Source organism: Streptomyces sp. Ag82_O1-12 (genome assembly GCF_900182715.1).
Taxonomy (GTDB): Bacteria; Actinomycetota; Actinomycetes; order Streptomycetales; family Streptomycetaceae; genus Streptomyces; species Streptomyces massasporeus.
Genome location: NZ_FXUW01000001.1, coordinates 4,204,334 through 4,226,962, shown reverse-complemented (window position 1 = coordinate 4,226,962; position 22,629 = coordinate 4,204,334). Strand labels below are relative to the sequence as shown.

The following is a 22,629-nucleotide window of genomic DNA, read 5'->3' as shown; positions in this document are numbered from 1 at the left end:
GACTGGTCTCCGTTTCAGGGATTGGCGCAGGTCAGGCGGCGCATTCGTTGGGGTAGGCGCAGGTGACGCACATGCCGAGTGAGGTGGGGATGACGTAGCCCGCATCCCGCCCGCAGGACGGGCAGGTGCGGCGGGCGGTGTTGGCCTTGGTCAGGGCCGCCCACTTCGCCGGCGTCATGGGCCGTACGGGCTTGGCGAGGTCGACGCGGTAGAGGTAGGCGACCAGCGGCCCGCGGCGGCGGCGTGGCCGTTCGAGCGTCGCGGCCACGTCCTGTCCACCGGGCCGCAAGCCCTGTGCGCGGAGTTGGCGGCGGGTGGCGTATCCGTCCGGGGCCAGGCGCCACCGGAACACCGGCAGCGCAGCCATCACGCTGCCTCAGCCGCCGTTGTGGCGCGTTCGGCGAGGATCGTGTCACGCAGCGACCGGGCGTTCGCCGGTGACGTGTGGATGGCGCGGCGGATGCCCTCGCCGGTCACCTTCGCGTCCGGCCAATCGGCTGTCGCTTCGCGTGCTTCGGCGAGCAACTGTTCCGGCGTGCGCTTCGGTCGGGTCGACTTCGCCACCGCCGGCACGCGCCCGGTGGCGCGGCGCGGTCGGGTCGACTCAGCGGCCACCGCGCGCCGCTCGATCGGGGCGGCGAGGGGCGGTTCGATCGAGGGGAGCGGCTTGGCTGGGAGCGTCGACTTCAGGAAGCCAACGGCCACAGGTCGGGGCAGTACGGTCGCGTTCGGCGTGATCGGCCCGGGGGTCGATACCGCGAGGTCAGCCGTAGACCGTTTCCTCTCGGTCTCGGTGGATTCCTCCGCATTCGTGCTCACGGCCGGAATCGGGGCCGGGCGGTGGTGCAGCACCTTGGCGACCAGGTCGGAGCCGAAGTAGATCGACCCGACCGGCAGCGATGTGGCGAGCAGGACCAGGGCCCAGTTCGCCGGGTCCCAGTCGGCCAGCCGTCCCCAGTCGACCGTGCGGCCGTGCAGCTCCGGGACCAGGCCGTGCACGTAGTTGAGGACCAGAGAAGCGACGGTGTAGGCCCCCAGGACGCGCAGGGCGAACGTGCGGTCGGGGTCGGCGAGTACCAGGGTGGCGATCAGGGCGAGCGCCATCAGTCCGTCGACCACGAACGGGTAGAGCATCGCTGCCGTGTCGTCCGCGCCCACGGCGCCGGCGATGTCCCGCAGCGCGTTCCACGACACCCGGAACGCCATGGCGACCACGGCGACCAGGGCCAGCACGAGGGCGGCACGTCCCTTGCGGTGAAGGTTCATGACCGGCCCCCCAGCCACGGGAACGGGTGGGTGTGGTGCGCGGTGCGGAAGATGCGCACGGCCACCCCGGCGGGGGCGTCCGGCTTGGCGACCGGGCGAGCGCCGATGATCGAGGCCAGCATGCGGGCGGCGTGGTGCTCGCATCCGTCTGCGCCCGCGTTCTCCGCATCAATGATGGTCACGACGACCGGGCCACCGCAGGGCGTCGGGTCCTCCGGGTGTGCCGCCGGGCACCGGACGACGTTCCCGCCGTCCGTCTCGTCGACCATCTCGATCAGCCGCTTCACGGCGACCTCAAGGCGGCCGATCATGCAGGCCATGGCGCTGCCGTCCAGCAGGTTCACGCTCTCCGCATCCGCGAGCGTCTGGCGGGCGGCGTCGAGGGTGCTGAGGTCGAGGGGCGTGAGGTCGAAGCGGGACATCAGGCGGCACCGCCCGGCAGGCTCGTGCCGGCCGCGCGGTTGACCAGCGTGACCCGCGCGGCCAGCGCCCGGCGCCGGGCCCGGCGGATGCGGCGAACGTCCAGCTCGGTCGGCGTGCGGTCGAGGGTGACGATGTGCGCGTCAAGCAGGTCGACGTCCGCGAGAATCACGGGCATCTCCTGCTCGATCGCGTCCAGCTCGGCGTTCGTCGGCTCCATGAAGTCGGCGAACGCGGTAACAGCGTCCTGAACAGTCACGATGTGGTTCATGGGTCGTGGTCTCCCTAGCAGGTGAAACGGCCCGAACAGCACCCCTCGGAGCTGCAACTCCGGGGGGTGCGCGCCGTTGAAGTCGGAATATCCGGCTCCCCTCAGCGCTGCTCGTACGAGACGAGCAGCGGAGGCAACCGGCCGCAGCGATTGACGCTGCGAGCGGGAAAGATGGGACCTGGCTTCACCGGTGCACCGTTGCCACGGAGTACCGATCCCGAGCCGGGATGTCGGGCGCGTCATCGTCACTGCTCTGACGCCAGCAGGGCGGCCTGCACGAAACGGTGCAGGGTGGCGTGCCGCCGACGACGTCACCCGGTCGTCGCGGGGGCGGTCTTCTCATATCCGCCACGTGCATTGGGGCCCCGCTGCACCTCCCCACACCCGATCCGGGTGGCGCCTGCCAAGCACATAGGGGGAGAGCGGCGTTCGTCATGGCGGTTCGCCCCCGGGCCCTCGCCCTAGACGCCTACCGCGACCGCCGCTCCCGCGTCGGCCCCGCACGATCACTGTTCACTTTTCAATCAATCGCCGCTCCCTTCGTACTGACCCCTCGCAGGGCTTTCCTCCGGCGCAGCCTGTACGGGCGAACCGTACGTGACACCCCGTCCGCCTTGTCTGGAGGAGTGCCGTTGGGCAAGAGATTGCACGAGTCGCGCTTGGAGAGTCAAGCCCCCTGGTCTAACTTGTACGGAGGAGTCGGAGTAGAGGAGATGCATCACCGGTGCGACGCGGTATGACAAAGGCTCAGGAAATCGCCTCTGACCTGCGCCAACAGATCCAGTCCGGGCAACTGGGGGGCGGTGAGGCACTCCCCAGCGAATCCAAGATGATGGGCCAGTACGGCTACAGCCGCGAGACCATCCGCGCCGGCGTCCGCCTCCTGATCGAGGAAGGACTCGTAGTCACCGGACAGGGGCAAGGGAAGTACGTTCGCGAGGACTACCCGCCGGTCGTATGGAATTGGACGACGCTGGAGAGCCGGAGTCGCCACGCCACAGCGGTGGAAGGGCAGACCGCCGGCGACCAGTGGGCCAGTGCGATTTCGGAGAACGGGAACGCCCCCCGCCAGGACATCACAGTGTCGATCGTGGAGCCGCCGCCCCACGTCCGCGAATGCCTCGAACTCCCCGCAGACGGCCTGGCCGTGGCGCGTAAGCGTGTCCGGTACATAGACAACCGGCCTTACGCCCTCGCCGACTCGTACTTCCCTCAAGAGCTCGTGACCGGCACGCCCTTGATGGAGCCGCGCGACGTCTCCGCACCCGGCGGCGTACTGGCCTCCGTTGGGCTCGTGCAGGCCAAGTACAGGGACGAGATCTCCGTCCGCATGCCGACTCGCCAGGAGGCAGAACTACTCGCCCTTCCTGCGGCCACACCAATTGCAGAGCACACCCGAACCGGCTATGACGCGGACGGCCGTCCCCTCCGCTGCATGGTCACCATCCTCCCCGGAGACAGGCACAAGATCCTCTATGAAGTCAGCACCGACTGAGTACCTCCGCCCCGCAGCGGCGGAGGACGTACCCGCCCTCTTGGCTCTCCGAACAGAGGCAGAGGAGTGGCTCCGAACCAAGGGCACGGACCAGTGGAGCGATCCTGAGACCGGCGAAAAGGCCATCACGAAGTGGCGGGCCAGCATAGATGAGGGGCGCGCTTGGGTCGTCGTTGATGAGCACGACCAAGTGCTCGCAACGGTGAGTCGCGGCCCCGTCGACCGCGACTTCTGGACGGACGCGGACCGCCCTGAATCAGCCCTGTACCTGTACAAGCTGATCGTTGCGCGCGAAGCATCCGGGCGGCACCTCGGCACGCGGGTTATTGACTGGATGTGCCGCCTGGCAGCACTGGAAGGTCGCACCTGGGTGCGCATCGACACCTGGCGCACGAATACGCAGTTGCACGCCTACTACGAACGTCTGCGCTTCAGGCACGTGCGCACGGAGGAGCCGTCACACCGGCGGTCGGGATGGTTGGCGCAACGGCCGGTTGGCGAGCTGGTCATGCCAGAGAACCCTTTGCTTGTCTCTCCCAACCGGGAACCGGATGGAGGCGAAGCCACCCGCTCCGAGGTGCCAGCTCAGAGGGGTCAACGCGCTGGCCAGCCGTGAAAGGCCCCGTCTTGGCCCGTCTCCATGGCTATCCCGAACCATTGCCTCGCGCGGAGTCCATCGTGAGGCATGAGAACTGATTGTCAGACCCAGGCACTAAGATTCGCCCCTTTCTTCGAGATCTACACGGGTAGCTGTAAGCGCGGAATAAGGACTTCCGCGTTTACAGCCAGTAGTGACCGTCACTCTGGGAAGTTTTTCTTCTCCACAGTGTGTAGATCGCGTTTTCCCAGCTCAGAGGCAGCTGTGTGGACGCTTCTGTGACTTGTTCGCAGGCTTGTCCACCGGGTCGTGCACAGATAACCCGGGTTTACGCACAGTTATTGACTGGTTATCCACAGGCCTTGTGGATAACCAGATTGGCGGCTGGTCGCAGGACTGTCACCATTGCCCGCTAACGGGTGGCGTGGTCGCAGAAAAAGGCGGCCCCCGCTGGCACGGGAGCCGCCCCGACCTTGTCCCTAGCTGAGAAAGGTCTAGTCATGACCGTACCCACGAACCCGGAGTCGCCGCATTCTCAGGTCGGCGTCAGCCGCAAGGGGGATGGGCCGAAGCGCTCTGAGGGGGCCCGCGGGCAGGGCCTGCTGGTGATCGGAGTCGCTGCCGTCGGGATCACGGTAGTTGCCTTGGTCTTGGTTTTCCCGCGGCTTGCGGCCCCGCTTGGTACTTCCGCCGGAGTCGTAGCTGTGCTCGTCCCGTTGATTCAGATGCTGCGGCGGGGCGGGACCTCCGGCGGTGGCCCGGCGGGCGAACCGTAAACCCACCCAGTTCCGCGGACGCGTCCGAGTGCCTCGTGGCCAACCTGCGGCCAGTCTGAGGCACCAAGTGAGACCGGGCAGGACGAATAACCAGGTCAAGCGGCGTACGGCGTGAGTCAAACTCGCGGTCTTGAAAACCGTCGTGGCAGCGATGTCACCGTGGGTTCAAATCCCACCGCCTCCGCGCAGGTCATAGATGTGGCAGTACGCAAGGGGCGCCTCTCGCCGAGAGGCGCCCCTTGTGCGTGGGGCAACGGCCGGGCGCCCTGCGTCGTCTTCCGGCGTGAACCCCAACGACGCCACGAGTGCCATGACCAACACCAAGGCCCGGGCCGCCGTGATGATCACCCTCGCCGGGCGGGAAGCCCAGGACGAGGCGAGGGGGGCTGGCGCGGGGCGGCCGGGCACGTACTGAGCACTACGATCACCAGGGCGTGCCGGTCGGAGAAGGGTGGGTGAGCGTCGTCGTGAGTCGGAGTCGGCGGATCGTCGTCGTCACCGCTGTGCACGGCCCCCATGCCCGGTTCCTGCCGGAGGCCTACGCGTCGTTGTGCGCGCAGCGGCTTCCCGAGGGCTGGGAGTGGCACTGGGTCGTGCAGGAGGACGGGGAGAGCGAGGACGTCGGGCCGTACGTGCCGAGGGACGCTCGCGTGACGTTCCGGCAGGGGCGGGCCGGGGGGCCCGGTGTCGCGAGGACCATGGCGCTGGCCCACGGGGGCGGGGCGTACGTGAAGGTCCTCGACGCCGACGACCAGTTGGCGCCGGGCGCGCTCGCGCGGGACCTCGCCGTGCTGGAAGGGGACCCGGACCTCGGGTGGGCCACGTCCCGGGTGCTCGACCTCCTGCCCGACGGGTCGACCGTCGGGTTCCCGGGCGATCCTGACCAGGGGCCGATCGAGCGCGGGGCGGTGCTCGCGCACTGGAAGGCGAACGGCTTCCTCGCGCAGGTGCATCCCGCCTCGCTGTTCGTGCGCCGGGAGTTGCTGCTCGCCCTGGGCGGCTGGATGGCGCTGCCCGCCTCGGAGGACACGGGGCTGTTGCTGGCGCTGAACGCGGTGAGCCGGGGCTGGTTCTCGGGGGAGGTGGGCCTGCTGTACCGGAAGTGGGAGGGACAGGTGACCGGCCAGGCGGCCCATGTGGACCGGGCCGAGCGCGAGGTACGGATGGCTGTCGTGGAGGCCAGGGCCAGGGCGCTGTCCCGACTTCGGTGGAGTACCTCGGCCGCTCTATGAGAGCAACTCGGTCTGCGCCGCGGCCGTCGGTGTCAGGTCGTGGCGGGTGTAGTACTCCGTGCCCAGCAGCCGTTCCCGTTCGGGCGCGGGGAGGGCGGCGACGAGGCCTGGGCGCGGCTCCCCGCGCCCAGGATGTGGAGCGCCTCGGCCAGTCCGCGGCGCGCTGGGTGTCCGCCGACCAGGTCGCCGTGACGACCGCCGTGCGCGCACCCTTGGACGCGTGGCGGGCGAGGACACCGCCCGCCGACAGGGACTCGTCGTCGGGATGGGCGAAGACCGCGAGCAGGCTCGGTGTCGGCATCCGTTCTCGCTATGGCCGCTCCGGTGCCGGCGGCGGTGCCTGGGTGATGCTGATCGCCTGGCTCGGGCACTTCTCGACCGCCTCCAGGATCGACGGATCCTCGCCCGGCTCCTCGCGGCCCGGGCGGACGACGCCGAAGCCGTCGACGAAGTCGAAGACCGCCGGGGCCCGGTGGGCGCACTCGGCGGAGCCGTAGCAGAGGTCGCGGTCCACGAAGACCTTCATGCCCCTTTGTCCCCCTCCTGACGGCATCGGGACCAGGAACCCCATGGCCGTCGGGAGTTGACTGCCCAGTGGGAGGCGGGCTGAACCGGGCCGGTTACCGCGTACCTCCGGCGGTCGCCAGCCAGTGGGCGACCCGTCGTACGGCGGCCTCGTCGAGTCGTTCGACCAGGGCCTGGACGGTCGTGTCGTCCTCGGGGGAGAGGTCGTAGAGGCCCGCCTTGGTCAGGCCGGCCATGAGGGCCTGGTGGCGGCGGCCGGTCATCCGTTCCGCCAGCTTGGCCGGTTCGCCGGGGGAGCGCTCGGGGCCGGGCTCGGGAATCAGCTCGGGAATGGGCTGAGAAGTGGTGGTCCGGCGCCGCGGGGTGTCGAAGCGGTGCCATGCGCCGTCCCTCGGTCCCCACAGGGCGATCGTCACCTCGTCGCCCCGTGCGCGCAGGGTCTGGGTCATCTCGCCGAGGGCGTACAGCACGGGGGTGCGGTGGGGCGACTGCGCGGCCGTCCGCCAGGAGCCCGTGGCCGGACGGTAGAACATCGCGACCCAGCGCGGAGCACCCTGCGGTCGTGGGCTCTCGGGACGTGACTCCACTGCGCTCACCCCTGTACATCGCTCCGGAAGCGGTACGGCAGGGTGACCATAGCTGACGGGTCGTCAGTTATCCAGGGTCGGTCGAGTGGGTTCGCCGGGTGTGCGTACACGGTCCGGCGGGGGTACGGGGTGATGTCCGACGGGGTTGCTGGGCGGGGTCCGTCGGGGAGGCTCACCACGTCGTCCGGCACCGGTCCCTCCCCTCGTGGGGACCGGTACCGAACGGTGGAGCTGCCGTCGTCCGACTCGGACGGATGCTGACCGGATGGGTGCTCTGCTGCGTTCGGATCCTGCCATTTCCGGCCATGGAGGAGGAGGTTCCGGCACCTGGCGGACGGTATTGCCGCAGGTCAGCCATATAGAGTGAGTTTTCCGGTCCGGACGTCCAGGCGTGGAAGTAAGGAGCTGAGACCTTGAGTTCCGACTCGGGGGCACGCACCGCCTTCGCGGAACGCCTCGCACTGCTGTACAAGGAAGCCGGCAACCCTCCCCTCAAGCGGGTGTCCGAGGCGGTCGTCCGGCTTCAGCGCGTCGACGAACGCGGTCGGCCCGTGCGGGTGTCCGCCCAGCGCATCAGCGACTGGCGGCGGGCCCGGAACGTACCCGCCCAGTTCCCCGCCCTGGCGGCGGTGCTGCACGTGCTGATTCCCGACGCGCGGCGCTCGCGGCCGACTCCGGTCTCTCCCGGTCTGTACGACCTCGGCCAGTGGCAGCGGCTGTGGGAAAGCGCGGTGGCCGACCCGGTCGGCGAGCGTCCCTCGGGGTCCGCGTCCGCCGCCGAGGACGGTCAGCGGCCCGCGGACGAGACCGCGTCCGCGCCCGGCGGGGTGTGCCCGTACCGGGGGCTGGCCTCCTACCGACGCGAGGACGCCCGGTGGTTCTTCGGCCGGGAGCGGAGCACCGACGCGCTCGTCACCCAGCTCGGGGCCGTCGCGGAGGCCGGCGGGCTGGTCATGCTCGTGGGCGCGTCGGGGGCGGGGAAGTCCTCGCTCCTGAACGCCGGTCTGGTGCCCGCCCTGCGGGACGGCGCGCTGGGCGGTGACGACGGCGACGGCGACGGCGACGGCGACGGGAACGCCGACGGGAGCGGGCGGGCGCGAGAGGTCGTGCAGCTCGTACCGGGCGGCGACCCGCTGGCGGAACTGAGCCGGTGCATCCCCGAGCTGGCGGCCGTCGTCTCGGCCTCGATCCCGCCCGGGAAAGCCCCGGCGCGGCCCGAGGCAGCGGGATCCGAGGCCGCCCTCGCGGAGCGGCCCGGTTCTTCCGAGGCCTCCCTCGCGGAGCGGCCCGGGCCTTCCCCCACGGAGCGCCCGGGGCCCTCCCCCGCGGACGACCCCGCCCCGCGGCAGCCCGGGCACCCGACCGCCCCGGAACCCGCCACCCCGCCCGTCGCCGACGATCGGCCCTTCACCACCGTCCCACCCCCCTCCACCGCCCCGCGCTCCTCCACCGCCCCGCCCGACTCCCCCTCCCCCGAAGCCGTCCGCGTCGCCGTCTCCGCCTGGGCCCGACGCGTGGATCCCTCCGGAGCCCGGCCGGTCGTCATCGTGGATCAGTTCGAGGAGACGTTCACCCTCTGTCCCGACGAGGCGGACCGGCGTGCCTTCGTCGAGGTCCTGCACGCCGCCTGCTCGCCCGCCGGCCCCGGCGAACCGGCCCCGGCGATCGTGGTGCTGGGCATACGCGCCGACTTCTACGACCGCTGCCTGCGGTACCCCGAGCTGGCCGACGCGCTCCAGCACCGGCACATGGTGCTCGGGCCGCTGACCACCACGGAACTGCGCGAGGCGGTGACCGGCCCGGCGAAGGCCGTCGGCCTGGAGCTGGAACCGGGGCTCGCGGAGCTGATCGTCCGGGAGGTCAGCACCGATGGCCCGCGCGGGGCGCACGACGCAGGCGTGCTGCCGCTGCTCTCGCACGCCCTGCTCGCCACCTGGCAGCGCCGGAAGGCGGGCCGGCTCACCCTGGCCGGCTACCGCGCGGCCGGTGGCATCCAGGGCGCGGTCGCGGCGACCGCCGAACGGGCCTGGACCGGCCTCGACCCGGCCGCGCGCTCCGCGGCCCGGCTGCTCCTGCTCCGCCTGGTCCGGCTGGGCGAGGACACCCAGGCCACGCGCCGCCGCGGGACCCGGCGTCAGCTGGCCGAGGAGTCGACCGACCCGGGCAAGACCGAGGAGTCCCTCGAAGCGCTGGTCCGCGCCCGGCTCGTGACGCTCGACGCGGAGACCGTGGAGATCACCCACGAGGCGCTGCTGCACGCCTGGCCGCGCCTGCGCGACTGGATCGACGAGGACCGGCAGGGCAATCTGCTGCGCCAGCGCCTGGAGGAGGACGGCCGGGCCTGGGAGGAGTCGAACCGCGACGCCTCGCTGCTCTACCGGGGCTCCCGGCTGGAGCAGGCCCACGGCTGGGCGAGGTCCGCCGGGGACACGTTCCTGACCCGCAGCGCCGTGGAGTTCCTGGCCGCGTCGGTGCGGCTGCGCAGGCGGATCACCTGGATCAGCCGGGGCGCGGTGGCGACGCTCGTCGTCCTGGCGATGGTGGCCGTCGGGGCGGCCGTCGTCGCCTGGAAGCAGCGGGACGAGGCCGTCTTCGAGCAGGTGCTCGCGCAGTCCGACCGGATGCAGGACACCGATCCATCGCTGTCCGCGCAGCTCGACCTGGTGGCGCACGGTCTGCGGCCGGACGACAAGGGCGCGAACAGCCGCCTGATCTCCATCGTGAACGCACCGCTCTCCACTCCCCTCAGCGGCCACACGGGCGCCGTCTACCTCACGACCTTCAGCCCGAACGGACGGATCCTGGCCACCGCCAGCTACGACCGGACCGTGCGGCTGTGGGACGTCGCCGACCGCAAGCGCCCGAGGCCGCTGGGCAAGCCCCTGACCGGGCACACGAGCTGGGTGAGCAGCGCCGTCTTCAGCCCGGACGGCCGGACGCTCGCCAGCGCTTCCGACGACGGCACGATCCGGCTGTGGGACGTGTCCGACCCCGGGCAGCCGAAGTCGCTCGGCAAGCCCCTGACCGGACACGACGGCACGATCTACCTGATCGCCTTCAGCCCGGACGGGCGCACGCTGGCCTCCGCGGGCGACGACCACACCGTCCGGTTGTGGAACACGGCCGACCCGCGCCGGCCGCGGGCCCTGGGCGAGCCCCTGACCGGGCACACGGCCGCCGTGCGCTCGGTGGCGTTCGGTCCGGACGGGCGGACGCTGGCCGCGGGGGGCGACGACGGCACGATCCGGCTGTGGGACGTCTCCGACCCCGCGCGCCCGCAGCCCGCCGGGACGCCGCTGACCGGGCACACGGCCACCGTGCACTCCGTGGCCTTCAGCCCCGACGGCCGCACCCTCGCCAGCGGCAGCGCGGACAGCACCGTACAACTGTGGGACATGGCCGGTCCCGGCCGCCCGGCCGCGATCGGCGCGCCGCTGACCGGTCACACCGGGCCGGTCTGGTCGGTGGCCTTCAGTCCCGACGGGAACATGCTCGCCGCGGCCAGCGCGGACAGCACCGCGAGCCTGTGGAAGGTCAGCGACCCGGAGTACCCGTCGCAGGTCGGCGGGCCCCTCGCGGGCAGCAGCGGCGAGATGTACGCGCTGGGCTTCAGCCCCGACGGGCGGACCCTCGCCACCGGGGCAGGGGACAACAAGGTCCGCCTGTGGTCGCTGCCGACGTCGGACATGACCGGCCGGACCGGAGTGTTCCGGCCGGACGGGCGGTTACTCGCGACGGCGGCGCGGGACGGGCGGATCCGGCTGTGGGACGTACGCAGGCCCGGCAGGCCGGTGCGGCTGGGCGAGCCGTTCCGCCCGGGCGAGGGCGACGTGCGCTCCCTGGAGTTCTCCCCGGACGGCCGCACCCTCGCGGTCGTGACGGGCGACCGGCTGGTCGAGCTGTGGAACGTCCGCGACCCCGAACACCCGGTCCGCCACGGCTCTCCCGCCCCCCTGCACATCCGGTACGCCGACCCGCTGGCCTTCAGCCCGGACGGGCAGGTCCTGGCCACCGCCTACGACGACCGCACCATCCAGCTGTGGAACGTGGGCGACCCGGCCCGCCCGCGCCCGCTCGGCAAGCCCCTCACCGGCCACAAGGGCTATGTCAACCATCTCGTGTTCAGCCCGGACGGCCGGACGCTCGCCAGCGGCAGCGCGGACGGCACGATCCGGCTGTGGAACGTGACCGCCCCCGGCCGGGTGACCCTGATCGGAAAGCCGCTGCGGGGCCACCTCGGAGCGGTCAACGCGCTCGCCTTCAGCCGCGACGGCCGCACCCTGGCCAGCGCCGGTGACGACAACTCGGTCCGTCTCTGGGACATCTCGGAGCCTGCCGAGGCCTCCCAGCAGGCGCGGCTCACGGGCCACACGGAGGCGGTCGTGTCACTGACGTTCAGCCGGGACGGCCGCACCCTGGCCAGCGGCGGCAACGACAGCACCGTGCGGCTGTGGAACGTCTCCGACCCCTCACACGCCACCGCGATCGGCCAGTCGATGAGCCCCAACTCCAAGACCGGCACCTTCCTGGCGTTCAGCCCGAACAGCCACATGCTGGGGGTGTCGAGCGGGGCGGACACCATCCGGCTCTGGGATCTCGACGTCGACACGGCCGTGCGCCGCATCTGCTCGATGACCCGGGGCGTCCTGACGCAGGACACCTGGCGGGAGTACCTGCCCCGGCTCTCCTACGATCCGCCGTGCGACGGCTGACGAGACCGTCCCGCCCAACGGGCCCGGCCGGCACGACAGTTGCGTGAGACGAGTCACAACCTGGGCTTCGTGACGGCCAGTCGGCTCGTGGTGGGCAAGCGCTTGTTACCCTTGGCCATAGCTCGACCGCTGGTGCATCCCCCGTCGCCAGCGGTCGAGCCTTTTTCAGTGCCCTTTTCAGTGCCCTTTTCAGCGCCCTTTTCAGTGCTCTGTTCAGCCCCCTGTTCAGCACCGTTCGAGGCGCATCTCTCAGCGCAGGTCGAGCCGCATCAGGATCCGGGGATGACCGGCCAGGACCGAGGTCGTGTCCGCCGCGTGGACGAAGCCGGCGCGCTCGAAGTTCTTCCGCAGACCCGCGTAGGCCATCGTCAGGTCGACCTTGGCGTCGCCGTTGTCCAGGGGATACGCCTCGATCACCGGTGCGCCCCGGTCCCGGGCGAACTCGACGGCGCCGGCGATGAGGGCGTGCGAGATGCCCTGCTTGCGGTGGCCGGGGCGGACCCGGACGCACCAGAGCGACCACACCGGCAGGTCGTCGACGTGCGGGATCTTGCGGTTGCGGGCGAACGAGGTGTCCGCACGCGGGGCGACGGCGGCCCAGCCGACCGGTTCGTCACCGTCGTAGGCGAGCACGCCCGGGGGTGGCTCCGCGCGGCACAGTTCGGCGACGTACTCGCCGCGGGCCGGGCCGCGCAGTTCGTTGTTGAGCCGGGAGGGGATCCGGTAGCTCAGGCACCAGCAGACGTTCACCCCGGGGGACTTCGGCCCGAGCACGGCACGGACGTCCTCGAAGTCCCCGGCCGGCCGGACGACGATGCTCATGCCCCCACGATGCCACGCGCGGGGCGGTCGCGCCCCGGGAGACGGGACCCGACCGGGCCGAACGCGTTCACCGCGCCTCACCCTGTGCGGACGCCGCCCGCAGCAGCCGCAGTTGGCCGATCTCGGCCACGTTCTTCATCAGCTCCGCGTTCACCCAGGCCAGCATGTGGGCGACGGTGTGCTCGGGGTCGTCCGGCGAGGGGAACGAGGCCGCGGCGTCCAGGTCCGGGTCGGTGAGGTCGTCCAGGACCTTGAGCCACTCGGTGCGCAGGCCGCGCAGCCACTCCACCGTGGGGGCGCCCTCGCCGGGCCAGACGATGTCCTCGCGGTCGCGGGGCGGGCGGCCCCGGGCGTGGTCGAGGGTGACGCTCCACCACCATCCGAGGTGCCAGCTCACCCAGCCGAGGGTGGGGACGGGCACCGGGTCGGGTTCGGTGTCCGCCCAGTCCGGGACCCAGGTGCCGTCGGGCCCCCGGCGCATCGTCCAGCAGTACGCCACCGGCTCCCACAGGAAGTCCGCCGGCTCCAGCCGCTCCAGGTGGTAGTCGAACAGCGACCAGGTCAACTCGAACTGCCCGCGCAGCAGTTCCGTACGGGAGGCGCTCATCGGACGACCCTACGTACGCGCCGGGGCGTCCCGGGCCAGAACGGGCCAGTCGAGGTCGCGCAGCGCGGGCTCGGCGTCGCAGTCCGAGGGCAGGCGCGGCGTGGACTGGAACCAGACGACGGTCAGGCGCGAGCGGTAGGCGACCGGGTCGCGGGCCGGGTCCAGGGCCGCGGAGTGGAACGTGCCGAGGCAGGCCACGGCGGGCAGCACCTCGACCGGCCCGAGGCCGCCCGCGTACTGGTCGGGGTACTCGCGCCGGGGCGGGACGAGGTGCACCGGTGTGCCCGGGCGGGACCGCTCGGCGGCCCGCAGGAGGTCCTGGATCCGCAGGTCGTTCAGCGGCTTGCAGGGGTAACCGTCCTGGAGGTCGCCGTAGGTCGAGGAGAAGCGCAGCTCGGCGAGGTCCACGTGGCGGCCGGAGGCCAGGACCAGGCGGGCCAGAGCCAGGGCCGGTGTTCTCGCGTGCTGGGGCGCGGGGGCCGGCGATGGTGCGTGGTGGTGCATCGAGGTCTTCCGGTGGTGGTGATCGGCGGGGCCTTGCTCACGGCCGGTGTCCGGTCATCCGTGCCGCCGAGTTGATCGTCGTCCGGGCCTCCCGCTCGGACAGGCCGGTGTGCAGAGCCGCGTCGACCAGGGGGGTCACGAGCGCCGGGCCGATGCCGTCCTCGTAGGCGCGGCAGGCCGCCCAGAACAGGCGGGTGTTGCGCTGGCCCTCGTGCGCGGCCAGGACGAACTGGACCAGGCCCTGGCCGTGCCCGCCGGCCGCCGTGGGCACCGGGTGGTGGGCGCGGGGAGGCGGGAGCAGCAGCCGCAGCAGGGAGCGGGGGCAGGGGGCGGGGGCGAGGTGCGCGGTGCCGGGGGCGGCGGTGTACACACCCTGGCCCGTGCGGGAGCCCGGGCCGACCAGGTAGCCGCCCGCGCCCCGGATGTCGATGCCGGGGGCGAGTCGGCCCGCCGAGTTGGGGACGACCACCTCGGGCGGGCCGCTCAGCCACAGGTGCCGCCCGCCGGAGGGGGTCACGACGACCACGGTCGGCGGAATCGTGAACAGGTGCCGCAGCGCCAGCTCGCGCAGGGCGGCCGAGGAGTCCGTGCCGGTCTTCACGTCCAGGTCGACGCCGATCAGATGGTGCGGGGGCAGCCCGCAGGCGATGCCGTAGCCGGTCGCCCAGGGCGCGGCGGCGAACAGCTCGCGGATGCGGTCCGGGTCGCTGGAGGCGTCGTAGACCCCGTGCCCGAGCCGGCCGCACGCGCCGTGGCAGGGGGAGGGGGCGGGGTCGTCGCGGTGCGGGGAGCGCAGTGCGGGGAGCTTGGAGCGGGACAGGGGGATGACGGCCAGTCCGCGTTCGGCGGCTGACAGGGCGTGTGCGAGGGCCAGCGTCGTGGCCTGCCGGTCGGTGGTGGCCATGACTCTAGTTTCGTACGTACGTTCGAAAAAGGAAAGAGGGAGCGGGTGCGACGCGCCGGGGTGGGGCGGTGGCCTGGGAAGCGCTGGAACGCTTCGTCCCTTGCGGTACCCGGGTTCGAACGCCCCCTTTCACTCCCGTCCGGTACGGAAGTGACGCATTGGGGTTTATCGACTTGTCCTCACGCTTACGTGCGAATAGCGGCTTCCGGTGTGGTTCGCCGGGGATTCGGTGGGCAACTCTGGACTCGCGACGTCGAGCACCGCACCGGGGCGGCCGGCCAACTTCCCTGGTGACAGCAGTGGTTCACGCATCAGGCGATCAGAAGCCGATGCGTCCTCGGTTCGATCAGTCCTGGAGGGACAAGAAACATGGCAAGCATCCGTACCGCCCGCGTCATCGCGGCCGCCTCCGCCCTTCCGCTCGCGGCCGCCCTCTTCACCGGCGTCGCGACGGCGGACAACGGCGCCTTCGCGGACAACGGATCCATCGCGTCCGTCACGGAGGCGGAGCAGGGCAATCTCGGCGGCGGCGTCGTCGGCGACAACTTCGGCACCGCGGCCACCACCCAGCAGCAGGCCGTCGGTGACGGCGCCTCGAACCAGAGCAACACCGCGCAGGTCAACGGCTCGGAGTTCACGGCCGTCAACCAGGGCAACGCCAACACCGCCATCAGCTTCTCCCCGCTGTGGTGGTGAGCTGACCGGGCCGGTGCGGCGGCATCGGCCCGGGTGCCGTGGGGGTGTGCTTCATGGGGTGACAAGCGTCTGAGCGGCGGTGCTCCGGTACCGCCGCGCAGGCGTTTTCGCGTCTGCGGGGTCTTGACGGGCCACCGCATCTGACGGACAGTCAGAAACCGTGAGTGGTGAGCCGGATGTCCACGAGGAGTTCGAGGCGCGCCTGAAGGCCTACGAAGGCCGGCCGGCCGCCGCCACCGGGGTCGGCCGCGACCCGGTCAACGAGCCGATGATCAGGCACTGGTGCGAAGCCATGGGCGACACCAGCCCCGCGTACGCGGGACCGGACGCCATCGCTCCACCCACCATGCTCCAGGCGTGGACCATGGCCGGCCTCACCCGCCGCCCGGAACGCACGGCCGCCTACGACGAACTCCTCACCCTGCTCGACGAGTCGGGCCACCACGCGGTCGTCGCCACCGACTGCGAACAGGAGTACCTGCGCCCGCTGCGCCCGGGCGACGAGATCACGTTCGACTCGGTGATCGAGTCGGTGTCCGGCCGCAAGACCACGAAACTCGGGGCGGGTTACTTCATCACCACCCGCACGGACATCCGGGCGGGCGGCGAGCCGGCCGGCACCCACCGCTTCCGCATCCTCAAGTACGCCCCCGCACACCGGCCTTCGAAGCCGGCCGAACGCCGCCCCCGCCCCGTCGTCAACCGCGACAACGCCGGCTTCTGGGAGGGCGTGGCCCGCCACGCGCTCCTCATCCAGCGCTGCACCGCCTGCGCCACCCTGCGCTTCCCCTGGCTGCCGGGCTGCACCACCTGCGGCTCCCTCGACTGGGACACCGTCGAGGCGAGCGGCGAGGGCACGGTCTACTCCTACGTCGTCATGCATCACCCGCCCTTCCCGGCCTTCGAACCGCCCTACGCGGTCGGGCTGATCGAACTCGCCGAGGGGGTGCGGATCGTCAGCAACGTGGTGGGCGTGCCGTACGACAAGGTGCGGATCGGCATGCCGGTGCGGCTGGAGTTCCGGCGCTACGACGACGAACTGGTGCTGCCCGTCTTCCAGGGGGTGACGCCGTGAAGGCCGGCGACCGGCTCCCGCCGCTGGAGATCCCGGTCACCCGCACCCTGATCGTCGCCGGGGCGATCGCCTCCCGCGACTACCAGGACGTCCACCACGACCCGGACCTGGCGCGGCAGAAGGGCTCCCCCGACATCTTCATGAACATCCTGACGACCAACGGCCTGGTCGGCCGCTACATCACCGACCACTTCGGCCCGCGGGCGGAGCTGCGCCGGGTCGCCATCCGGCTCGGCGCGCCCAATCACCCCGGCGACACGATGGTGCTGACCGGCACGGTCGAGGAGGTCGACGGTGACACGGCGACCGTCCGGGTCGTCGGCGCGAACGGCCTCGGCGCGCACGTCACCGGCACCGTGACGGTGAGGGTCCCGGCATGAGCCTCGCGGGGCGGGACGGACTCGCCGGGCGCGCGGCCGTCGTCGGTGTGGGAGCCACCGAGTTCTCCAAGGACTCGGGCCGCAGCGAACTGCGCCTCGCCGTCGAGGCGGTGCGGGCGGCCCTCGCGGACGCCGGGCTGACTCCGGCCGACGTCGACGGAATGGTCACCTTCACCATGGACACCAGCCCCGAGATCACCGTCGCCCAGGCGGCGGGCATCGGGGAGCTCTCCTTCTTCTCCCGGATCCACTACGGCGGCGGCGCGGCCTGCGCCACCGTCCAGCAGGCCGCCCTGGCGATCGCCGCGGGCGTGGCCGACGTGGTCGTCTGCTACCGGGCGTTCAACGAGCGTTCGGGCCGCCGCTTCGGCTCCGGAGTGCGGCACCGGGAACCCTCGGCGGAGGGTGCGGCCCTCGGCTGGTCGCTGCCGTTCGGACTGCTCACCCCGGCGTCCTGGGTGGCGATGGCCGCCCAGCGCTACCTGCACACCTACGGGCTGACCCCGGAGGCGTTCGGGCATGTGGCGGTCGTCGACCGGAAGTACGCGGCGACCAACCCGGCGGCCCAGTTCCACGGCCGCCCCATCACCCTGGCCGACCACGCCGCCTCGCGCTGGATCGTCGAACCGCTGCGGCTGCTGGACTGCTGCCTGGAGACGGACGGCGGCCAGGCCCTCGTCGTCACCTCCGTCGAACGGGCCCGCGACCTGCCCCACACGCCCGCCGTGATCGCCGCGGCGGCCCAGGGCGCCGGACGCGCCCAGGAGCAGATGACGAGCTTCTACCGCGACGACCTGACCGGCCTGCCCGAGGCGGCGGTCGTGGCCCGGCAGCTGTGGCGGACCTCGGGGCTCGCGCCGGCCGACATCGACGTGGGCATCCTCTACGACCACTTCACGCCGTTCGTGCTGACGCAGCTGGAGGAGTTCGGCTTCTGCGGCCCCGGCGAGGCGGCGGACTTCGTGGCCGAGGAGCACCTGCCCCTCAACACGCACGGCGGGCAGCTGGGGGAGGCGTACCTGCACGGCATGAACGGCATCGCGGAGGCCGTCCGGCAGATCAGGGGCACCGCGGCGAATCAGGTGCCCGGAGCGGAGCGGGTCCTGGTGACGGCGGGGACGGGCGTACCCACGTCGGGACTCGTCCTCACCGCCGACCCGCAGGGGTGAACCCGCAGGGGTGAACCCGCAGTACCCCGGGGCCGGGGCTCCACCTGTAGGAGGTGCGGCGGGCCCTACCCCTACAACCTGAGGGGGACCCCGCTTCGGGACCTGCGGCCGATCCGCTCGCGGTGCTCCCGCTCATAGCGTTGAGCCATGACCACACTCGTCTGCACGAGCGCTTCGAAGGCGGCCGGACCAGCGGCGCAGACCCTTCCGTACCCGTCGTTCTCGTCGTACGTCAGGGCCCGCCAGCCGGTGCTGCTGCGTACCGCCCGCTCGCTCACCGGCAACCCGAGCGACGCGGAGGACCTGCTGCAGACCGCCCTCGCCAAGACGTACGTCGCCTGGGAGCGCATCGAGGACCACCGTGCCCTCGACGGCTATGTGCGTCGGGCCCTGCTGAACACCCGGACGTCGCAGTGGCGCAAGCGCAAGGTCGACGAGTTCGCCTGCGAGGAGCTGCCCGAGCCGGACCCGGTTCCGGGCGGTGACGACCCGGCCGAGCAGCAGGCACTGCGTGACGCGATGTGGCGGGCGATCATGCGGCTGCCCGCCCGGCAGCGGGCGATGGTGGTCCTCAGGTACTACGAGGACCTCAGCGAAGTGCAGACGGCCGAGGTGCTCGGCGTTTCGGTGGGTACGGTGAAGTCGGCCGTCTCCCGGGCGCTCGGCAAGCTCCGCGAAGACGCTGAGCTGGGGCTCGTCCGCCAGTGAAGGTGCCCGTGAATGTGCCGGTGAATGTGCCGGTGAAGGGCTGTCCCGCCCGGCTGTGAGCTTTCCCTCCGGCATGGCGTGATGTGATCGATCACCCGGTCCTAGTGACATACCGCGCGGTATGTGCGCAGAATCAGCGCAACCCTTACCACCGCGTAGGCAATGTCGCCCCGGGAGGACGCCGTGCTGAGCACGATGCAGGACGTACCGCTGCTGATCTCGAGGATCCTGACCCACGGGTCGACGATCCACGGAACATCGCAGGTGACCACCTGGACCGGTGAGGACGAGCCGCACCGCCGCTCCTTCGCGGAGATCGGCGCCCGATCGGCCCAGCTGGCCCACGCGCTGCGGGAGGACCTCGGCGTCACCGGCGACGAGCGCGTCGCGACCCTCGCCTGGAACAACGCGGAGCATGTCGAGGCCTACTTCGCGATCCCCTCCATGGGCGCGGTCCTCCACACCCTGAACCTCCGCCTCCCGCCCGAGCAGCTCGCCTGGATCGTCAACCACGCCGCCGACCGCGTGATCATCGCCAACGGTTCGCTGCTCCCCCTGCTCGCCCCGCTGCTGCCGCACCTGAAGCCGGTCGAGCACGTGGTCGTCACGGGCCCCGGAGACCGCTCCCTCCTCGCCGACGCGGCCGTCGGTCGCATCCACGTTCACGAGTACGAGGACCTGATCGCCGGCAAGCCGACCTCGTACGACTGGCCCGAGCTGGACGAGACTCAGGCCGCCGCCATGTGCTACACCTCCGGCACCACCGGCGACCCCAAGGGCGTGGTCTACAGCCACCGCTCGATCTACCTGCACTCCATGCAGGTCAACATGGCCCAGTCGATGGGCCTGACCGACGAGGACACCTCGCTGGTCGTGGTCCCCCAGTTCCACGTGAACGCCTGGGGCCTGCCGCACGCGACCTTCATGACCGGCGTCAACATGCTGATGCCGGACCGCTTCCTCCAGCCGGCCCCCCTCGCCGCCATGATCGAGGGCGAGCGGCCGACCCACGCCGCGGCCGTCCCCACCATCTGGCAGGGCCTGCTCGCCGAGCTGACGGCGAACCCCCGCGACGTCTCCTCCCTCGGCCAGGTCACCATCGGCGGCTCGGCCTGTCCGCCCGCGCTGATGGAGGCCTTCGACAAGCTGGGCATGCGGGTCTGTCACGCCTGGGGCATGACGGAGACGTCCCCGCTGGGCACGATCGCCCGTCCGCCGGCCGGTGTGGCCGGCACGGAGGAGGAGTTCGCCTACCGCCTCACCCAGGGCCGCTTCCCGGCCGGCGTCGAGGCCCGCCTGACCGGCCCCGGCGGCGAACGCCTCCCCTGGGACGGCGAGTCCGCCGGCGAGCTGGAGGTGCGCGGCCCCTGGATCGCGGGCGCCTACTACAACGGCCCCGACGCCGAACCGCTGCGCCCCGACGACAAGTTCAGCGAGGACGGCTGGCTCAAGACCGGCGACGTCGGCACCATCTCCGCCGACGGCTTCCTCACCCTCACCGACCGCGCCAAGGACGTCATCAAGTCCGGCGGCGAGTGGATCTCGTCGGTGGAGCTGGAGAACGCGCTGATGTCCCACCCGGACGTCGCCGAGGCGGCCGTCGTGGCCGTCCCCGACGAGAAGTGGGGCGAGCGCCCCCTGGCCACGGTCGTCCTCAAGGAGAACTCCACCGCCACCTTCGAGACCCTGCGCGCCTTCCTCGCCGACGAGGGTCACATCGCCAAGTGGCAGCTCCCGGAGCGCTGGACGGTCATCGCGTCGGTCCCGAAGACGAGCGTAGGAAAGTTCGACAAGAAGGTGCTGCGCAGGCAGTACGCCCAGGGCGAGCTGGACGTCACGTCCCTCGGCTGACGAGCCGACCCTTGGGGAGCCCCTGGCTGCGGCCGGGGGCTCCTCCGTGTCCGCACGCCGCGCACGCGCGTGCCGCTGGACCGCCTCACCGGCGGCGGGAGGTCAGCCCCCACCCCGACACCAGCCACACACCCGCGACCGCGCACACCCCGCCCCACCCGAAGTGGCTGAACGCCACCCCCGCGAGGGCCGAAGCGGTCGCGCCGCCCGCGAAACCGGCGACCACGTAGGCGGTGTTGGCCGTGGCGGGGGTGGAGGTCGCCGTCAGGGCGAGGGTCTGGTTGGCGACGTGGGAGGCGACCAGCGCGGCGTGCACGGCGATCGCGGCGGCGAACAGCGCCCCCAGCACGTGCCCGCCCCACCAGAACAGCGGCACGGACACGGCGGCGATCAGATACGCCGACCGCACGACCCGCGCCGCCCCGAACCGGTCCACCAGTCCGCCCGCCAGCGGCGCCACCGCACTCGCGGTCAGGCCGAACAGGCCGAACAGCCCGGCGGTCGCGGTGGACAGCCCGTACTCCGGACCGGTCAGCAGCAGGGCCAGCGAGGTCCACAGCGCGCTCCACGCACCGAACATCCCGGCCTGCCGGACGCACGCCCGCCACAGCTCCGGCGAGCCCCGCAGCACCGACGGCAGCGCGACGAGTCCCGCGAACAGCGGGCCTTCCCGGCGCTGCCGCGACGGCAGGACCAGCGCGGTCGCGAGCCCCAGGGCGAGGGTGAGCACGGCCGCGCCCGCGAACACCCAGCGCCAGCCGAAGGCCTGCCCGGCCAGTCCGCCCAGCACCCGAGCCCCGACGATGCCGGTGAAGAGCCCCGCGATGACCGCCGCGACATGCCGGGCACGCCGCTCGGCGGGAGCCCGCTCGGCGACCAGCGGGACGAGCAGCTGGGGGATGACGGTCGCCGCAGAGACGACGAACATCGCGACCGCGAGGGCGGCGGCGCCCGGGGCGGCCGCACTGGCACCGAGCGCGAGAGCGGTGACGAGCGTGAGTCCGGCGACCAGCCGGCGCCGGTTCGCACTGTCGCCGAGCGGGGCGAAGAACAGCAGCCCGACCGCATAGCCGAGCTGCGCGACCGAGGCGATCCAGGCGATGGCCGAGGGCGCCGAGCCGAAGTCCCTGGCCATGAGCGGGAGCAGCGGCGCGGCGAGGTAGATGTTGGCGGCGGTGACCGCGCTGCACACGGCGATCAGGATGAGGAAGAGCCCGGGGGCGGGCTCACGGGACCGTCGCACCGGGGTCGTGGTCGCGGCGGCGGCGGTGGTGGTGGTGGTCGCTGACGGCATGGGAGGGGACTCCTTGGAGTCGGCTCTAGCAACTAACTGGTTGGTTGGCTGATGGGGGAACAGTGTGAGCCGCCCCGCCTTCCCTGTCAACCAAACAGTTGGTTACCTCGGCGCGCTACCCTCGTCCCCATGGCAGCAAGGGACCCCGAGGCCACCAAGGCCCGGATCTTCGAGGCGGCGGTCGCCGAGTTCGCCCGGCACGGCATCGCGGGCGCCCGCATCGACCGCATCGCCGCCGAGGCGAAGGCGAACAAGCAGCTCATCTACGCCTACTTCGGCAACAAGGCGGAGCTCTTCGCGATCGTCCTGGAGAAGAAGATGCTCCATGTCGCCGAGGACGTCCCCGTGGCCCCGGACGACATCGAGGGCTGGATCGACCGCGTCATGGACTACCACGCCGACCACCCGGAGCTGCTGCGCCTGCTCTTCTGGGAGGGACTGGAGTACGGGAGTGCCGAGCTGCCCCTCGAGTCCGCCCGCCAGGAGCACTACGCCCGCAAGGTCGCAGCCCTCCGGGACGGCCAGGAGCGGGGCGTCGTCACGGACGCCATCCCGGCGGCCGACCTGCTGTTCCTGCTGACCGCCCTCGCCAACTGGTCCGCCGTCGTCCCGCAGATGCGGCGCATCCTGGTCGGCGAGGGCGAAGCGGACGGGGACCGCCTGCGCGCGTCGGTGAAGGAGGCGGCGCGCCGGCTGACGGCACGCCAGGTCCGGTCGTCCGCGGGCTGAAACCCCTC

The 22,629-nt window shown here is 71.8% G+C and carries 23 protein-coding genes, 1 tRNA gene and 1 pseudogene; 13 read left to right on the top strand and 12 right to left on the bottom strand.

Annotated features, from left to right (window positions below):
• Positions 1-31: 31 nt before the first annotated feature.
• The 4 genes from QOL88_RS19420 to QOL88_RS19405 are packed head-to-tail and all read right to left on the bottom strand — an operon-like array spanning position 32 to position 1,957.
• Positions 32-367, bottom strand: coding sequence for an RRQRL motif-containing zinc-binding protein (locus tag QOL88_RS19420; RefSeq protein WP_097217749.1), 336 nt, complete (start codon positions 365-367; stop codon positions 32-34).
• Positions 367-1,266: a DUF2637 domain-containing protein gene (locus tag QOL88_RS19415; RefSeq protein ID WP_097217747.1), complete on the bottom strand. Its 900-nt coding sequence runs from the start codon at positions 1,264-1,266 to the stop codon at positions 367-369. The genes QOL88_RS19420 and QOL88_RS19415 overlap by 1 nt, the downstream gene beginning before the upstream one ends.
• Positions 1,263-1,688 carry a hypothetical protein gene (locus QOL88_RS19410; protein ID WP_257027826.1) on the bottom strand — a complete coding sequence of 142 codons (426 nt, stop codon included), beginning with the start codon at positions 1,686-1,688 and terminating at the stop codon, positions 1,263-1,265. The genes QOL88_RS19415 and QOL88_RS19410 overlap by 4 nt, the downstream gene beginning before the upstream one ends.
• Positions 1,688-1,957 (bottom strand): DUF6284 family protein, encoded by a 270-nt coding sequence (locus tag QOL88_RS19405; RefSeq protein ID WP_097217743.1) that lies wholly within the window; start codon positions 1,955-1,957, stop codon positions 1,688-1,690. The genes QOL88_RS19410 and QOL88_RS19405 overlap by 1 nt, the downstream gene beginning before the upstream one ends.
• A gap of 736 nt (positions 1,958-2,693) precedes the next feature.
• Here QOL88_RS19405 and QOL88_RS19400 point away from each other — a divergent pair.
• The 5 genes from QOL88_RS19400 (at position 2,694) to QOL88_RS19380 (ending at position 6,058) form a co-directional block, all read left to right on the top strand.
• Positions 2,694-3,452, top strand: coding sequence for a GntR family transcriptional regulator (locus tag QOL88_RS19400; protein WP_097217741.1), 759 nt, complete (start codon positions 2,694-2,696; stop codon positions 3,450-3,452).
• Positions 3,364-4,068: a GNAT family N-acetyltransferase gene (locus QOL88_RS19395; RefSeq protein WP_306456177.1), complete on the top strand. Its 705-nt coding sequence runs from the start codon at positions 3,364-3,366 to the stop codon at positions 4,066-4,068. Before QOL88_RS19400 ends, QOL88_RS19395 begins: the two co-directional genes overlap by 89 nt.
• A gap of 862 nt (positions 4,069-4,930) precedes the next feature.
• Positions 4,931-5,010, top strand: a tRNA-Ser gene (locus QOL88_RS19390).
• Positions 5,011-5,109: 99 nt separating this feature from the next.
• Positions 5,110-5,241: a hypothetical protein gene (locus QOL88_RS19385; protein ID WP_257027825.1), complete on the top strand. Its 132-nt coding sequence runs from the start codon at positions 5,110-5,112 to the stop codon at positions 5,239-5,241.
• 40 nt (positions 5,242-5,281) lie between these two features.
• A complete protein-coding gene (locus tag QOL88_RS19380; RefSeq protein WP_179878907.1) occupies positions 5,282-6,058 on the top strand; it encodes a glycosyltransferase family 2 protein in 777 nt (258 codons plus the stop codon).
• A 220-nt stretch (positions 6,059-6,278) separates the two neighbouring features.
• Here QOL88_RS19380 and QOL88_RS19375 read toward each other — a convergent pair.
• From QOL88_RS19375 to QOL88_RS19365, 3 genes and pseudogenes are all read right to left on the bottom strand, one after another.
• Positions 6,279-6,359, bottom strand: a pseudogene (locus QOL88_RS19375) (hypothetical protein); the annotation flags it as partial.
• 9 nt (positions 6,360-6,368) lie between these two features.
• Complete coding sequence (locus QOL88_RS19370) at positions 6,369-6,584, bottom strand: ferredoxin (RefSeq protein ID WP_097217735.1); 216 nt, start codon at positions 6,582-6,584, stop codon at positions 6,369-6,371.
• 94 nt (positions 6,585-6,678) lie between these two features.
• The gene (locus QOL88_RS19365; protein ID WP_257027824.1) at positions 6,679-7,170 is read right to left on the bottom strand and encodes a hypothetical protein; all 492 of its coding nucleotides are present in this window, start codon (positions 7,168-7,170) and stop codon (positions 6,679-6,681) included.
• Positions 7,171-7,583: 413 nt separating this feature from the next.
• On the opposite strand from QOL88_RS19365, the gene QOL88_RS19360 reads away from it, so the two are divergent.
• Positions 7,584-11,882: a WD40 repeat domain-containing protein gene (locus QOL88_RS19360; RefSeq protein WP_097217732.1), complete on the top strand. Its 4,299-nt coding sequence runs from the start codon at positions 7,584-7,586 to the stop codon at positions 11,880-11,882.
• A gap of 249 nt (positions 11,883-12,131) precedes the next feature.
• On the opposite strand, the gene QOL88_RS19355 is transcribed toward QOL88_RS19360, so the two are convergent.
• The 4 genes from QOL88_RS19355 to QOL88_RS19340 form a co-directional block, all read right to left on the bottom strand.
• On the bottom strand, positions 12,132-12,704 hold the full coding sequence (locus tag QOL88_RS19355; protein ID WP_097217730.1) for a GNAT family N-acetyltransferase: 573 nt from the start codon (positions 12,702-12,704) through the stop codon (positions 12,132-12,134).
• A gap of 67 nt (positions 12,705-12,771) precedes the next feature.
• Positions 12,772-13,311 (bottom strand): DinB family protein, encoded by a 540-nt coding sequence (locus tag QOL88_RS19350; RefSeq protein ID WP_097217728.1) that lies wholly within the window; start codon positions 13,309-13,311, stop codon positions 12,772-12,774.
• A gap of 9 nt (positions 13,312-13,320) precedes the next feature.
• Positions 13,321-13,815, bottom strand: coding sequence for a hypothetical protein (locus QOL88_RS19345; RefSeq protein WP_097217726.1), 495 nt, complete (start codon positions 13,813-13,815; stop codon positions 13,321-13,323).
• 37 nt (positions 13,816-13,852) lie between these two features.
• Complete coding sequence (locus QOL88_RS19340; RefSeq protein WP_097217724.1) at positions 13,853-14,719, bottom strand: bifunctional DNA primase/polymerase; 867 nt, start codon at positions 14,717-14,719, stop codon at positions 13,853-13,855.
• A gap of 369 nt (positions 14,720-15,088) precedes the next feature.
• On the opposite strand from QOL88_RS19340, the gene QOL88_RS19335 reads away from it, so the two are divergent.
• The 6 genes from QOL88_RS19335 to QOL88_RS19310 all read left to right on the top strand — a co-directional run bounded on the left by QOL88_RS19335 (position 15,089) and on the right by QOL88_RS19310 (position 20,598).
• Positions 15,089-15,415 carry a hypothetical protein gene (locus QOL88_RS19335; protein WP_097217723.1) on the top strand — a complete coding sequence of 109 codons (327 nt, stop codon included), beginning with the start codon at positions 15,089-15,091 and terminating at the stop codon, positions 15,413-15,415.
• A gap of 160 nt (positions 15,416-15,575) precedes the next feature.
• A complete protein-coding gene (locus QOL88_RS19330) occupies positions 15,576-16,490 on the top strand; it encodes a bifunctional MaoC family dehydratase N-terminal/OB-fold nucleic acid binding domain-containing protein (protein ID WP_097217721.1) in 915 nt (304 codons plus the stop codon).
• On the top strand, positions 16,487-16,870 hold the full coding sequence (locus tag QOL88_RS19325) for a MaoC family dehydratase (RefSeq protein WP_097217719.1): 384 nt from the start codon (positions 16,487-16,489) through the stop codon (positions 16,868-16,870). Before QOL88_RS19330 ends, QOL88_RS19325 begins: the two co-directional genes overlap by 4 nt.
• Positions 16,867-18,039 carry a lipid-transfer protein gene (locus QOL88_RS19320; RefSeq protein WP_097217716.1) on the top strand — a complete coding sequence of 391 codons (1,173 nt, stop codon included), beginning with the start codon at positions 16,867-16,869 and terminating at the stop codon, positions 18,037-18,039. Before QOL88_RS19325 ends, QOL88_RS19320 begins: the two co-directional genes overlap by 4 nt.
• A gap of 147 nt (positions 18,040-18,186) precedes the next feature.
• Positions 18,187-18,747, top strand: a complete 561-nt coding sequence (locus tag QOL88_RS19315) for a SigE family RNA polymerase sigma factor (protein WP_097217713.1) — start codon at positions 18,187-18,189, stop codon at positions 18,745-18,747.
• Positions 18,748-18,909: 162 nt separating this feature from the next.
• Complete coding sequence (locus tag QOL88_RS19310) at positions 18,910-20,598, top strand: long-chain fatty acid--CoA ligase (protein WP_097217712.1); 1,689 nt, start codon at positions 18,910-18,912, stop codon at positions 20,596-20,598.
• 85 nt (positions 20,599-20,683) lie between these two features.
• On the opposite strand, the gene QOL88_RS19305 is transcribed toward QOL88_RS19310, so the two are convergent.
• Complete coding sequence (locus QOL88_RS19305; protein ID WP_097217710.1) at positions 20,684-21,892, bottom strand: MFS transporter; 1,209 nt, start codon at positions 21,890-21,892, stop codon at positions 20,684-20,686.
• Positions 21,893-22,021: 129 nt separating this feature from the next.
• On the opposite strand from QOL88_RS19305, the gene QOL88_RS19300 reads away from it, so the two are divergent.
• The gene (locus tag QOL88_RS19300; RefSeq protein ID WP_097217708.1) at positions 22,022-22,621 is read left to right on the top strand and encodes a TetR/AcrR family transcriptional regulator; all 600 of its coding nucleotides are present in this window, start codon (positions 22,022-22,024) and stop codon (positions 22,619-22,621) included.
• Positions 22,622-22,629 lie beyond the last annotated feature (8 nt).